The organism is Pseudomonas sp. Sample_9 (genome assembly GCF_004307535.1).
Lineage (GTDB): Bacteria > Pseudomonadota > Gammaproteobacteria > Pseudomonadales > Pseudomonadaceae > Aquipseudomonas > Aquipseudomonas mercuritolerans.
Genome location: NZ_RAZO01000053.1, coordinates 1 through 14216, shown reverse-complemented (window position 1 = coordinate 14216; position 14216 = coordinate 1). Strand labels below are relative to the sequence as shown.

The following is a 14216-nucleotide window of genomic DNA, read 5'->3' as shown; positions in this document are numbered from 1 at the left end:
CTTCTCCCTGTAAACTCCGCTATCTTTCGCCGACAGCCAGGGAGCTCAAATGTCCGGTTCGATCCTCTATATCCACGGTTTCAACAGCGCGCCGGCCTCGAAGAAGGCCTGTCAGCTGGTCGCGGTCATGGAGCGGCTGGGTTTGAGCGAGCAATTGCGCGTGCCGGCGCTGCATCACCATCCGCGTGAAGCCATCGGTCAGCTCGAGCAGGCAATCGCCGAGCTGGGCCGGCCGCTGCTGGTGGGAAGTTCGCTCGGCGGCTACTATGCGACTCACCTGGCCGAGCGCCATGGCCTGAAAGCCCTTCTGGTCAATCCGGCGGTCAGCCCGCACCGGATGTTCGATGGTCATCTGGGCACGCAGAAGAACCTCTACACCGATGAAACCTGGGAACTGACCCACGACCACGTCACGGCGCTGGCCGAACTGGAAGTGCCACCACCGCTGGATCCGCAGCGTTATCAGGTCTGGTTGCAAACCGGCGACGAAACGCTGGATTATCGCCTCGCCCAACATTATTACCGCGCCTGTGCCTTGCGCATCCAGGCTGGCGGCGACCACAGTTTTCAGGGCTTTGCCGGGCAATTACCGGCGTTGCTGAGTTTTGCCGGCATGGCTGCCGATATGTATCAGGCAATCGATTTCACCACGCTGTGAAGTCTTGCCCCTCTTTCATGAATGACTGACGACGAGACCTTATGGCCACTCCCAGCGCTAGTTCTTATAACGCCGACGCCATCGAAGTCCTCTCGGGCCTCGACCCGGTGCGCAAACGCCCCGGCATGTACACCGACACCAGTCGGCCGAACCACCTCGCCCAGGAAGTCATCGACAACAGCGTCGACGAAGCCTTGGCCGGGCATGCAACGTCGGTGCAGGTCATCCTGCACGCCGATCACTCCCTGGAAGTCAGCGATGACGGCCGTGGCATGCCGGTGGACATTCACCCGGAAGAGGGTGTGTCCGGCGTCGAGCTGATCCTCACCAAGCTGCACGCGGGCGGCAAGTTTTCCAACAAGAACTACCAGTTCTCCGGCGGTTTGCACGGGGTGGGTATTTCCGTGGTCAACGCGCTGTCGACCGAAGTGCGCGTACGGGTCAAGCGTGACGGCAACGAATACCAGATGACCTTCAAGGACGGCTTCAAGGCCTCCGAGCTGGAAATCGTCGGCACCGTCGGCAAGCGCAACACCGGCACCAGCGTGTACTTCGCGCCGGACCCGAAATACTTCGACTCACCGAAATTCTCCATCAGCCGCCTCAAGCACGTGCTCAAGGCCAAGGCTGTGTTGTGCCCGGGGCTGCTGGTCAGCTTCGAGGACAAAGGCACCGGCGAGAAAGTCGAGTGGCATTACGAAGATGGCCTGCGCTCCTACCTGGTCGATGCGGTCAGCGAATTCGAACGTCTGCCGAACGAGCCGTTCTGCGGCGCCTTCGCCGGTAATAAGGAAGCGGTCGACTGGGCGCTGCTGTGGCTGCCGGAAGGTGGCGACGCGGTACAGGAAAGCTACGTCAACCTGATCCCGACTGCGCAGGGCGGCACGCACGTCAACGGTCTGCGTCAGGGCCTGCTCGATGCGATGCGCGAGTTCTGCGAATTCCGCAGCCTGCTGCCGCGCGGCGTGAAACTCGCGCCGGAAGACGTCTGGGAGCGCATCGCTTTCGTCTTGTCGATGAAGATGCAGGAACCGCAATTCTCCGGCCAGACCAAAGAGCGTCTGTCTTCCCGTGAAGCGGCGGCGTTCGTCTCCGGTGTGGTGAAAGACGCTTTCAGCCTGTGGCTCAACGCCAACCCGGAAACCGGTCTGGCCCTGGCCGAACTGGCGATCAATAACGCCGGTCGTCGCCTCAAGGCGAGCAAGAAAGTCGAGCGCAAACGCGTCACTCAAGGCCCGGCATTGCCGGGCAAACTGGCTGACTGCGCCGGGCAGGACCCGATGCGTTCCGAACTGTTCCTGGTCGAGGGTGACTCCGCCGGCGGTTCGGCCAAGCAAGCGCGGGACAAGGAGTTCCAGGCGATCCTGCCGTTGCGCGGCAAGATCCTCAACACCTGGGAAGTCGACGGCAGCGAAGTGCTCGCCAGCCAGGAAGTGCACAACATCGCCGTGGCCATCGGCGTCGATCCGGGCGCGGCGGACATGAGCCAGCTGCGCTACGGCAAGATCTGCATCCTCGCCGACGCCGACTCCGACGGTCTGCACATCGCCACTTTGTTGTGTGCGCTGTTCGTCCAGCATTTCCGCCCGTTGGTGGATGCCGGTCACGTCTATGTGGCGATGCCGCCGCTTTACCGTATCGACCTCGGCAAAGAGATTTACTACGCCCTCGACGAGGCCGAGCGCGACGGTATTCTCGATCGCCTGGTGGCCGAGAAGAAACGCGGCAAGCCGCAGGTCACCCGATTCAAGGGTCTGGGCGAAATGAATCCGCCGCAACTGCGTGAAACCACCATGGACCCGAACACTCGGCGTCTGGTGCAGTTGACGCTGGGCGAAGACTTCGCCGAAACCTCGGAAATGATGGACATGCTGCTGGCGAAGAAACGCGCCGGTGACCGCAAATCCTGGCTGGAATCCAAAGGCAACCTCGCCGAGGTGCTGGCCTGATGCAGTTTGGCTGGGCCTTGGCGGGTGCGTTGCTGCTGAGTGCGCTGAGCGTGTCGGCCGAGCCGCTGCAACAATTGCGGCTGCTTTCCGAACACCCGGTCGAAGGCATGCGCGGCGGTAACCTGTCAGGTCTGGCCATGTGCGGCAATGAGCTGTGGACGGTTTCCGATCGCGATGACGAGCAGATCTACCGGCTCGATACCCGCGATCCGGTCTGGCAGGCGCAAACCGTGCACATCGACGTGCCGCCTGTGCCGGAGAGCGGTTTGCCTTGGGGGTTGAGTTCTCGCACCTGGGCGGCGTCGTTCATTCGCGGTGGCGATCTGGATTTCGAAGGCATCAGTTGCGACAGCGTAGGCAATCGCTACATCGTCAGTGAGGCCCATGCGGCGGTGTTGCAGGTGCCGGTCAGTGGCCCGGCGAACTGGCTGAAAATCTCGCCGCTGCTGGTTCGCGAAGCGCGGGCGAGCGGCCTGCTGCTGAAGTTCAATTCGATCTTCGAGGGCCTGGCGATCAACCCGTCCGGTGATCAGATATGGCTGGCCGCCGAACGGCAAAAGCGCGGCCTGCTGCTGATCAAGCGCCAGCAGACGGTGTGGGATTGTGACGGTCGCTGCGTGCTGCTCAGTGAGGGCGGCAAGGAGATGCAGCCGCCACAGTTTCCGAAAGCGAAAGCGGTTCATCGCGACTTTTCCGACATTTCGTTGTTTAACGGCAAGCTGTTTACCCTTGAACGCAACGCTTTCGAGATCTGCCGTCGCGATGCACAGACGGCCAAAGTCGAGCAATGCTGGTCGTATGCCGGCGAACTGTTGCAGGAAAATCGCCGCTACTCGCAGAACTACGGACTGGAGGAAGCGCTGATCATTGATGCCGAAGGCGCGTGGATCGGCGTCGACAACAATTTTGGCCCGCGTGCCGACGGCGAGGTCCGCCCGGTGGTCTGGCGCTTCGCCGCGCCGGACGGCGGCTGGAGTGCCAGTCCTTGAGCCAGCAGCCACCGGGAAAGCGTGCCGGTCGGGTGTTGATGATCCTCGCCTGGTGCGCGGCACTGTTTCTCGCGACGCGGTTTTTCGGTCAGTGGGAACAGCGCCAGCAGAACCCGAATATCGTGGTCACGTCGGAGCAGGGCGAAGGTTTTATCGAAGTGAAACTGGCGAGCAATGCCCAAGGGCATTTTGTCGCCAGCGGCCAGATCAACGGCGAACCGGTCGAGTTCATGCTCGACACCGGCGCGACCGATGTGGCGATCCCGGCGGATCTGGCCAAGCGTTTGAAGCTGCAAGAAGGTTTCGGCGTGACCCTGAGCACGGCCAACGGCCTGAGCCAGGGCTATCGAACGAAGATTGCCCGCCTGCAATTGGGCGACATCGTCCTGCGGGATGTCCGCGCACTGGTGGCGCCGGGGCTGCATGGCGATCAGGTGCTGCTCGGCATGAGCGCTCTGAACAAACTTGAATTTACCCAGCGCGGTGGCACCATGCTGCTGCGCCAGACAACGAACCGATGAGGCCCGCATGAGCGACTCCCTTGATCTCAGCCTGGACGGTGTAGAACGCCGATCGCTGGCTGACTTCACCGAAAATGCCTACCTCAACTACTCCATGTACGTGATCATGGACCGCGCCTTGCCGCATATCGGCGACGGCCTGAAGCCGGTACAGCGGCGTATTGTCTACGCCATGAGCGAACTGGGGCTGGACGCCGATTCCAAGCACAAGAAATCGGCGCGTACCGTCGGCGACGTGCTCGGCAAGTTCCATCCCCACGGCGATTCGGCGTGCTACGAAGCGATGGTGCTGATGGCGCAGCCGTTCAGCTATCGCTACACGCTGGTCGACGGCCAGGGCAACTGGGGTGCGCCGGACGATCCCAAGTCCTTCGCCGCCATGCGTTACACCGAAGCGCGGCTGTCGCGCTATTCCGAAGTGCTGCTCAGCGAGCTGGGCCAGGGCACCGCTGACTGGGGGCCGAACTTCGACGGCACCCTGCAGGAGCCGCTGGTATTACCGGCGCGCCTGCCGAACATTCTGCTCAACGGCACCACGGGTATTGCCGTGGGCATGGCCACCGACGTGCCGCCGCACAACCTGCGCGAAGTCGCCACCGCCTGCGTGCGTTTGCTGGATGAGCCGAAAGCCACGGTCGAGCAGCTCTGCGAACACATTCAGGGTCCGGACTATCCGACCGAAGCGGAAATCATCACGCCGCGTGCCGACCTACTGAAGATGTACGAAACCGGCAAAGGCTCGGTGCGCATGCGCGCCGTGTACCACGTCGAGGACGGCGACATCATCGTTACCGCGCTGCCGCATCAGGTCTCCGGCGCCAAAGTGCTGGAGCAGATTGCCGCGCTGATGCAGGCCAAACCGTCGAAAGCGCCGCAGATCGCCGATCTGCGTGACGAATCCGACCACGAAAACCCGTGCCGCATCGTAATCATTCCGGTCAACAGCCGCGTCGATCACGAAGCGCTGATGCAGCACCTGTTCGCCAGCACCGAGCTGGAGTCGACCTACCGGGTCAACGTCAACATCATCGGTCTGGACGGCAAACCGCAGCTGAAAAACCTGCGTGCGCTGCTGGTCGAATGGCTGGAGTTCCGCGTGCTGACCGTGCGCCGCCGCCTGCAATTCCGCCTCGACAAGGTCGAGCGTCGTCTGCACCTGTTGGACGGTTTGTTGATTGCCTACCTCAACCTGGATGAAGTGATCCACATCATCCGTACCGAGGAACATCCGAAAGCCAAACTGATCGAGCGTTTCGCCCTCAGCGAGATTCAGGCCGACTACATCCTCGACACCCGCCTGCGTCAGTTGGCGCGACTGGAAGAGATGAAGCTGCGTGACGAGCAGGACGAACTGCTCAAGGAACAAGCCAAGCTGCAAGCCCTGCTGGGCAGCGAAGCGAAGCTGAAGAAACTGGTGCGCACCGAGCTGCTCAAAGACGCCGAAACCTACGGCGACGACCGCCGTTCGCCAATCGTCGAACGCGCCGAAGCCAAGGCGTTGACCGAACACGATCTGCTGCCGAACGAGAAAGTCACTGTCGTGCTGTCGGAAAAAGGCTGGGTGCGTTCGGCCAAGGGCCATGACATCGACGCCACCGGTCTGTCGTACAAGGCCGGCGATGGCTTCAAGACCTCGGCGGCGGGGCGCTCCAACCAATTTGCCGTGTTCATCGACTCCACCGGCCGCAGCTATTCGGTTGCTGCGCATACCTTGCCGTCGGCCCGTGGTCAGGGCGAACCGTTGACCGGCCGTCTGACGCCGCCACCGGGCGCCTCGTTCGAATGCGTGCTGATGCCCGAAGACGATGCGCTGTACGTGATTGCCTCCGATGCCGGTTATGGCTTCGTGGTCAAAGGCGAAGACCTGCAAGCGAAGAACAAGGCTGGCAAGGCGCTGCTGAGCTTGCCGAACAACGCCAAGGTCATCGCGCCGCGTCCGGTCGCCGATCGTGAACAGAACTGGCTGGCCTCGGTCACGACCGAAGGTCGCCTGCTGATCTTCAAAATCAGCGATCTGCCACAATTGGGTAAGGGCAAAGGCAACAAGATCATCGGTATCTCCGGTGAGCGCGTGGCCAGTCGCGAAGAATATGTCACGGACATCGCCGTCCTGCCGGAAGGCGCCACCCTGGTGTTGCAGGCTGGCAAACGGACCCTGTCACTGAAAGCCGACGACCTCGAGCACTACAAAGGTGAGCGTGGACGGCGCGGAAACAAACTTCCGCGGGGCTTCCAGAGGGTGGATGCGCTGCTCGTCGAAAACCTCAATTAGACGAGAACGCCTTCCTAGAGCGTTCGATCTGCGATTAAACGCGTAGATCGACGCTTTGGCGCTGGAGTCGGAACGCATATTCACGGATGATATGGCCTTTCAAGCGCCGGCGTGGCCGAGCGTTCTTCATATTTATTGAGTATTTTCACTGTGGTCAGCCTTGTGGCGGCCACCTGGACGGGATGATGACTGCTCTACGCCCCCTTATTTTGTTGCTCGCCGGCGTTCTTGGCCTGGCGGGTTGCAGCGTTCACCAGCCGGTGTCGCTGTACCAACTGGACAGCGGAAGTCCGGTTCAGCCTGCGCAAAGCGCAGGCATGGCGGTTTTGCTGGGGCCGGTAGTTGTTGCCGATTACCTGCAACGCGAAACCCTGCTGCAACGTCAACCCGACGGTAGCCTGCAAGCAGCGACCGACGGTCGTTGGGCTGGCAGCCTTTCGTCGGATATCGATCAGTTGCTGATGCGTCAGGTCGCCGGTCACCTGGACAGCCAGCGTGTGGTGCTGGCGCCTGCTACTACCGGATTCACGCCGGATGTGCAGGTTCTGCTGACCATCACCCGTCTGGATTCCGGGGCAAAACAGCCGGCGATTCTCGATGCGCAGTGGCGTTTGATCGATCGTCGCGGCAAGGTGCGTGATAATCGCATCATTCACCTGCAGGAAACGCACGCCGGCAGCACCGCGTCCCAGGTGCAGGCACAAGGGGTTCTGTTGCAGCGTCTGGCCGAGCAGCTGTCGGTGGCGCTCAAGCCACTGGCCAACCAGCCGCCCGTGGCCGAGGCACCGCGCAAGGCCGCGCCGAAACCCGCAGCGCCGGCGGCGGATGCCGAAAAGCAGCCGAAGATTCCGATGGCCTCGCCGATTCGTACCGATATGGAAGTGTTTCGCTTCTGAGGCTGGAACGAGTCAGAACAGAGCCCGCCTTGTGCGGGCTTTGTTGTGTCTGGAGGTGGGGTGGAAGATCCAAAGCCCCTCACCCTAACCCTCTCCCGGAGGGAGAGGGGACCGATTGGGGGATATTCGAGAGCTACACCGACGTGAACGCGCGGAGGTGAATCCATAATCGCCAAGATCTGTCAGGTCGACATATGGCGCCAGACACCTCGGTCGGTCCCCTCTCCCTCCGGGAGAGGGCTAGGGTGAGGGGCTTTTCAGGGGGGCGCACGATTCCAATAACACCGCGCACAAAAAAGCCCGCAGACAATCACTCGTCTGCGGGCTTTTGCGGATCGGGCCTAAGCCTTACGCCCGGCGCTCATGCATCCGCGCCAGTTGCCGTTCCAGCATCGACGGATAAGGCTCCATCAACCGTTCTACACAGCAAGCGCCCTCAGGGCTGGCGATCGGCCGGATCCGCGCACGTTGGCGGATCAACGCGTCATCGCTGATCTTGCGTTCAACCAGTAGCAGATTGCGGCTGTGTTGCGACAAGGCCAGTGCATCCTGGGCCGAATCGGTCAGCAGCAGATCAATCTGGCTCAGACCGAACAATTCATCGCCCAAAGTCAGGCCCAGCTGCAATTGCAGGGTGATGCCGCTGTCTGCAACCTCGATCTGCAACTGATGACCCAGAGCACGCAGCAGTTCGCCGCAGCAGATGGCATTGGTCAGGTAATCGTCGCCGCAATCTTCGGTGTGGAACAGCAACAGCGTGCTGCCATCGTTGAGGGTTTCGATTTCGCCCTGATACAGCGAAGCAGCCTGCTCAAGGCAGTCGCGATAGCGTTCCTGCAATTCTTCCAGACGTGCGCGAGGCAAGCGGCGCAATTGTTCCTGCGAACCCAGTTGCACGGCCAGTACGGCGGTGTGCTGTGGCACGTCAGGGCTCGGTTTGCGCGTCAGCGGTTGGGCGGCGCCGTTGAGCGATTCGTCGCGCAGGTCGGCGAAAGCGTCATCGTCATCATCGTCTTCGACGGTGCTGACCAGGTGACGCGGCGCCGGTTTCTTCGCGGCCAGCGGGCGGCTTTCGTCGAAGCTCGGATCACGCAGGTTACGCACCTCGAATTCCGGCTCGTCTTCTTCCTCGGCGAATTCCGGCTCGGGTTCAGGTTCAGGCTCCGGTTCCGGGGCGTAGCTGGCGTGCAGCTGGCGCGCCAGATCGCCGATTTCATCCTGGCGATCGATGCCCGGTGTATGCGCGTCGATGCGGCGCAGCCACACGCGCAATTGCAGCAAGGGCGTCGACAGATAACGGCCCATGCGCAGGCTCAGAGCCAGCGAAAGTGCCAGCAGAATCGCGCTCAGAATGCCCATGCTTTGCAGGCTGATGGTCATTGGCTGCTGGAACTGATCCATGTCCAGGCTGATGCGCAGTTGCCCGGCCGTCACGTCCTGGAAAGTGATCTTGCTCTCGTACATACCCTCCGCTTCGCCCAGCAGGCTGTGCTTGGGACGCTGACCGGACTCGGCGAGGATGCGGTTGTCCACACTGTAGATTGCCGCGTGGGCGACCAGTTTGTTCTTGGTCAGATTGTTGAGCAGCACGTTGAGGCTGAGGATGTCGTTGGACACCAGCAGCTCGGTGGCGGAGGTGGCGGTCTGCGTGGTCAGGCTTTCGCCCAGCGCATCGGCCTGCTCGTGCATGGCCTGCTTGAATTGCAGCCCCATCACCCCGGCATAGATCACCAGGGCCAGAGCGACCAGGATCACGTTGTGGCTGGCAATGCGCAATGCAATCGGTACACGGCGATGGCGCAGTGCACGGAAGATCAGCAGGAAGAAGTTATCGGTTTTGACTGGCGTGGGCCGGTTCACTTGAGCTCGGCTCTTTGTCCGTGAAGTTGACGCGCAGTATAGCGACAGGCCCCAGACCGGCAAAGCGCTCGCGGTGCCCGATGGTCACTGAAAGTGGGTAGAATGCGGTTTTTTTCCAGTTGCGGGGGTGCGCGTTGCGCGAAATCGTCCTGATTAACATCACGGGAGTCGACCGTCCGGGTCTGACGGCGGCCATCACCGGTGTTCTGGCACAAGGTGGTGTGAACATTCTCGACATCGGTCAGGCGGTGATCCACGACACCCTGTCGTTCGGCATCCTGGTTGAAATTCCCGATTCCGAACAGGGCAAGTCAGTGCTCAAGGACATCCTGTTCAAGGGCTACGAACTGGATCAGCAAGTGCGCTTCACCCCGGTATCCGAAGAGGATTACCAGCAGTGGGTGGGCAATCAGGGCAAGAAGCGCCATATCGTTACCCTGCTGACGCGCAAAGTCACCGCCGGCCAATTGCAGGCGGTCAGCGCGATCACCGCCAAATATGGCCTGAACATCGACCATATCGACCGTCTGTCGGGGCGCATGCCGCTGGACACACCGGCCGACAAGGGCAAGGGCTGCATCGAATTCTCCGTGCGCGGTGAAGCGGCCGATCCGCAGGCCTTGCGCGCCGAATTCCTCAGCGTTGCCCAGGAATTGAACGTCGATATCGCCTTCCAGGAAGATTCGCTGTTCCGTCGCAACCGGCGTCTGGCCGTGTTCGACATGGACTCGACGCTGATCGAAGCGGAAGTCATCGATGAGCTGGCCAAAGCAGCCGGTGTGGGTGATCGTGTTTCGGAAATCACCGAGCGCGCGATGGCCGGCGAACTGGATTTCCGCGCCAGCTTCAAGGAGCGTCTGGCGCTGCTCAAGGGCCTCGACGTCAGCGTGCTCGACTCGATCGGCGCCTCGCTGCGCCTGACCGAAGGCGCCGAAACCCTGTTCGCCGAACTCAAGCGCCTCGGCTACAAAACCGCCATCCTGTCCGGCGGCTTCACTTATTTCGCCAAGCAGTTGCAAGCCAGGCTTGGCATCGATTACGTGTTTGCCAACGAGCTGGAAGTGGTCGACGGCAAGTGCACCGGCGTGGCGATCGAGCCGATTGTCGATGCGCAGCGCAAGGCTGACTTGCTCAAGGAACTGGCGCACAAGGAAGGTCTGCGTCTGGAGCAGACCATTGCCGTCGGCGACGGCGCCAACGACTTGCCGATGCTGGCGATTGCCGGGCTGGGCGTGGCGTTCCGCGCCAAACCACTGGTCAAGCAGTCGGCTAAGCAGGCGATCTCAACGCTGGGGCTGGATGGTGTGTTGTATCTGCTGGGTTTCCGCGATCGCGACGGGCAGCTCTGAGATCTCGATAAGCTGATCTGGCCTCTTCGCGAGCAGGCTCGCTCCCACATTTGAACTGCATTTGAATGAGGGAGCGAGCCTGCTCGCGAAGGCCGCGCCTCGATCTAGAGCGAATTCCACAACGAATCAAAATCCTCCTCACCTCCGCCATTCTGCGCAGGATCCAGCGAGCGATAGGCGAACTGGTTGAAGCTGTGCGTACTCGCCACCCGCCGATCCAGCCCGGCGCGGTGTTCTTCGCCCTGGGTGTTGATCAACACCTTGTTGCCTTCCTGAAAGGGCAGGCGCGGCGCAAGTACGGTCGCTGGCAAATCGATCGCACTGATTTCCGGCAACAGCAAACCGCGCAAATACTGGCTGTGATCATCTTTCGTTCGCACCAGTTGCAAGCCGCACGGCTGCGCGTGTGGCGCGACCAGTTCAATGCCCATCTGCGTGCCGCTGCCGCGCACCTGGCGGATCCAGCGAATCACCGCAATGCTCCAGCCTTTGCCCTCGCTGTCCTGAATGCCGAGCATTTCCCCGGCCTGCAATTCGGCCGGCACTTCGCTCGGCCAGGCCAGGCAATAGCCGCCGGGGCTATGGTTGATCACCGGCAAGGCGTAAGTCGGATAATTCGGCGCGTTCCCGGGGCCTTCTTCTTCGCTCAACTGGTCGTACTGGATTTCCTCGTACGGCAACAGCTCATCGTTACTTTGCGGGGCAGCGTCGAACGCCTGACTCCAGCTGTCCTTTTCGCCGTTGGCCACGACGCGGCTGAAATTTGCCGCGCGGGCACCGGGATGTTTGAGCAATTCGCTGAAGGTGCGCTCGCCGCCGAGGTAGAAGTGCAGGGCGCTCATGCCAACGCACACGGTCAGCGTGCCCTGGCCGGCGATGCGTTGAAAGCTGCGTTCGGCCGCTTGGCCCCAGGTAGCGTGCAGATGTTGCAGGGTGTCGACGCTGAGGCCGGCGGAAACGGGTAACGGGGTCGAGGTGGACTGGTGCAGCAGGTGCGTTTCGAGCTGTTTGACCAGCAGTTGCGGATCGAAGCCCAGCAGCCCGTTCTGTTGTTCGCTGCGAAACATCTTGCGGTAGCGCGGGCCGACATCGAGTTCCGGGCTGATGGCGAACAAACTGTCGTCGGCGCTGCCGGGATGCAGTTTGAGCAGGGCGCTCCACGGCTCGATCACCTCGGCCAGCCGGGCAATCTGGCTCTGGCGCAATTGATTGCAACGGGCACAGCCCAATAGCAGCGCGGCGATGTAGGTCTGTTCGACGCTCAGTTCGCTGGTCAAAAACGCCAGATCATCGCGCAGCCGCCGTTGTTGCAGCTGCATTTGCGCCGCGCTGCGATACAGCTGATGCAATTCGAACCACACATGTTCCGGCGGAGAACTGTACAACTGCGTGGCGCGCACCAGTTGCGCCTTCAGCGCGTGCGCGGCACGTTGCAAAGCGGTGCTGACCAGTGGCGCGCGGTCCTTGCTGTATTTGGGCAGGATGCGCAGAACGATCTGTTTATAGCCGATGGCCAATTGGCCTTGCAGCGCCTGGCACAGGTTGCTGACCTTGCGCGAGCGCTCGTCGAGCATGATCGCCTGATGCAGAAAGTGCCGTTCCAGATGCTGGCAGACGAAATACACCTCGGGCCGCAGCAGTTCCAGGAGTTGCAGGCGATTGTCGCTGGGAGTGAGCAACAGGTTCAGTTCGCCGAGGCCTTGATAGAGCAGGCGGGCGGTTTCGCCGATGTTGGCCTTGGGCAGGCCGGCGATCCAGCGCTTGAGATCACGCGGGCTGGCGTCGCAGAACGACAGGCGCGTTTGCGTGGGAGTCGGAGCGCGCAGCTTGGGAGAAAAGTTGGTCTGGCTCATGAGCAAAACCATAGCAGCAAATGCCGCGGTTTGCGGAAGCAGCCTCGGCTGCTTCCGCAAATTGGGTCACGCTTTTGGCAGTGCCAGACCTTGGCCCATCTGCACTGGCGAGCCGGCCACCAGCTCATCGGCCCACTTCACCTGATCCGGGCCAAACAGCACGATCGCCGTTGAACCGAGCTTGAAGCGCCCCAGTTCTGCGCCTTTTTCCAGATGAATCGGTGCGCGTGCGGCTTCGTCGTAGCGGAAGGTTTTCAGCTCGCGCTTCGGTGGCGTGACCAGACCGGCCCATACGGTTTCAATCGAAGCGACAATCATCGCGCCAACCAGCACCACGGCCATCGGCCCGCGTTCGGTGTCGAAAATGCACGCCACGCGCTCGTTGCGGGCGAACAGCTCCGGGACGTTTTCGGCAGTAGTCTGGTTCACCGAGAAAATGCGGCCCGGGATGTAGACCATTTCGCGCAGGGTGCCGGCCAGCGGCATGTGCACGCGGTGGTAGTCCTTCGGCGACAGGTAAATGGTGGCGAAATCGCCGCCCATGAACGGCGCTGCGTTGGCCGCATCACCGCCGAGCAATTCGAGCACGCTGAAACTGTGGCCCTTGGCCTGGAACACGCGACCGTGCTCGATCGGGCCGAGCTGGCTGACCGCACCGTCGGCCGGGCTGAGGATCGCGCCCGGAGTTTCGTCCAGTGGACGCGCGCCGTCTTTCAGGGCACGGGTGAAGAATGCGTTGAAGTGCTCGTAAGCGGTCAGGTCTTCGACCAGTGCTTGCGACATGTCCACTTGATAACGCTTGGCGAACCATTGGGTGAACGCATTCTTGAACCAGCGCACGCGGCATTCGGCGATGCAGCCGGCCAGACGCGACAGCAGGTGATGCGGCAGCAGGTACTGGCTGAGGATAAACAGACGCTCTTTCATTAGTTGTCCTTAAAAACCTTAAATCTCGACTGGCGTGTCAGGGTGGTTGCCCCATTCGCCCCAGGAACCGGCGTAGCCCTTGACCCGCGGATAACCGAGGGCTTTGGCCACCAGATAAGTGAAGCCCGACCGGTGATGGGTCTGGCAGTGGGTAATGATTTCCTTGTCCTTGGTGATCCCGAGGTCTTCGAGGACCTGCGGCATGTCGCTGCGGATGCGCAGCTGGCGTGCCTGATCCATGCCGGCGGTCCATTCGAAATTGACCGCGCCAGGAATATGGCCGCCCTTGGCTGCGAGAACTTTCTCGCCGGAATACTCCAGCGGCCCGCGCGCGTCCCAGATCGCCAGGTCGGCCGCGCCGAGACGGCTTTGCAGGTATTCGCGGGTGGCGGTCGGTTCGTCGTGCAGGGTCAGCGAGACCGGGCCACCGACAACGGGTGGTACCTGGATCGACATCGGCATACCGTCCGCCAGCCAGGCCGGCAGACCACCGTCTATATAGTGGTACTTGTCGTGGCCAATGACATCGAGCAGCCAGATGAAGCGCCCGGCCCAGCCACCGCCCTCATCGTCATACACCACGTAGACCGCATCTTTGCGATGACCGAGCTCACCAAACAACGCTTCCAGATCGGCCTTCGCCGGCATCAGCCCGGGCGCCGGTGGCTGGCCGAGCTGGGTGCGTTTCGGGTCGACAAAACGTGCGCCGGGCAAGTGACCTTCGGCATACCGGGCAGGGCTGGTCAGGTCCACCAGAATCAGTTCCGGCGACTCCAGGCGCGGCAGCAGGTCGCTCGGCTCGATGACGAGCGGCAAGCCAGAGAAGTCAGACATGTGAGGTCTCCAGAGCACAAAGGGGAGGATTGTAGCGCAGGCTCATTGGCCACGGCTGCTAAAGCTGTGCAGGGCTTTTTCGATGCACTGCGCGGTTTTGCCGAAGGC

11 protein-coding genes are annotated in these 14216 nt (G+C 61.7%); 7 read left to right on the top strand and 4 right to left on the bottom strand.

Going from position 1 to position 14216, the window contains the following annotated elements; translation table 11 throughout:
• The first annotated feature begins 49 nt into the window (after positions 1-49).
• The 6 genes from D6877_RS03335 to D6877_RS03310 all read left to right on the top strand — a co-directional run bounded on the left by D6877_RS03335 (position 50) and on the right by D6877_RS03310 (position 7285).
• On the top strand, positions 50-658 hold the full coding sequence (locus D6877_RS03335) for a YqiA/YcfP family alpha/beta fold hydrolase (RefSeq protein ID WP_130909842.1): 609 nt from the start codon (positions 50-52) through the stop codon (positions 656-658).
• Positions 659-699: 41 nt separating this feature from the next.
• Complete coding sequence (gene parE, locus D6877_RS03330; protein ID WP_130909841.1) at positions 700-2607, top strand: DNA topoisomerase IV subunit B; 1908 nt, start codon at positions 700-702, stop codon at positions 2605-2607.
• A complete protein-coding gene (locus D6877_RS03325) occupies positions 2607-3596 on the top strand; it encodes an esterase-like activity of phytase family protein (protein ID WP_130909840.1) in 990 nt (329 codons plus the stop codon). Before parE ends, D6877_RS03325 begins: the two co-directional genes overlap by 1 nt.
• Entirely contained in the window at positions 3593-4117 is a 525-nt protein-coding gene (locus D6877_RS03320; protein WP_071174225.1) for a TIGR02281 family clan AA aspartic protease, read from the top strand. Before D6877_RS03325 ends, D6877_RS03320 begins: the two co-directional genes overlap by 4 nt.
• Before the next feature lie 7 nt (positions 4118-4124).
• Positions 4125-6389: a DNA topoisomerase IV subunit A gene (gene parC, locus D6877_RS03315; protein WP_130909839.1), complete on the top strand. Its 2265-nt coding sequence runs from the start codon at positions 4125-4127 to the stop codon at positions 6387-6389.
• Positions 6390-6574: 185 nt separating this feature from the next.
• Positions 6575-7285, top strand: coding sequence for a PqiC family protein (locus D6877_RS03310; RefSeq protein ID WP_130909838.1), 711 nt, complete (start codon positions 6575-6577; stop codon positions 7283-7285).
• A 348-nt stretch (positions 7286-7633) separates the two neighbouring features.
• Here the strand turns inward: D6877_RS03310 and D6877_RS03305 are convergent, their stop codons facing one another.
• Positions 7634-9145 carry an AhpA/YtjB family protein gene (locus tag D6877_RS03305; protein WP_110644890.1) on the bottom strand — a complete coding sequence of 504 codons (1512 nt, stop codon included), beginning with the start codon at positions 9143-9145 and terminating at the stop codon, positions 7634-7636.
• A 134-nt stretch (positions 9146-9279) separates the two neighbouring features.
• Between D6877_RS03305 and serB the strand changes: the two genes are divergently transcribed.
• The gene (gene serB, locus D6877_RS03300) at positions 9280-10494 is read left to right on the top strand and encodes a phosphoserine phosphatase SerB (RefSeq protein ID WP_041477650.1); all 1215 of its coding nucleotides are present in this window, start codon (positions 9280-9282) and stop codon (positions 10492-10494) included.
• A 104-nt stretch (positions 10495-10598) separates the two neighbouring features.
• Here the strand turns inward: serB and D6877_RS03290 are convergent, their stop codons facing one another.
• From D6877_RS03290 to rhdA, 3 genes are all read right to left on the bottom strand, one after another.
• Positions 10599-12347, bottom strand: coding sequence for a molecular chaperone (locus D6877_RS03290; protein ID WP_130909837.1), 1749 nt, complete (start codon positions 12345-12347; stop codon positions 10599-10601).
• A 66-nt stretch (positions 12348-12413) separates the two neighbouring features.
• Positions 12414-13274: an archaetidylserine decarboxylase gene (gene asd / locus D6877_RS03285; protein ID WP_130909836.1), complete on the bottom strand. Its 861-nt coding sequence runs from the start codon at positions 13272-13274 to the stop codon at positions 12414-12416.
• 18 nt (positions 13275-13292) lie between these two features.
• Positions 13293-14108, bottom strand: a complete 816-nt coding sequence (rhdA, locus tag D6877_RS03280; RefSeq protein ID WP_130909835.1) for a thiosulfate sulfurtransferase — start codon at positions 14106-14108, stop codon at positions 13293-13295.
• Between the last annotated feature and the right edge of the window lie 108 nt (positions 14109-14216).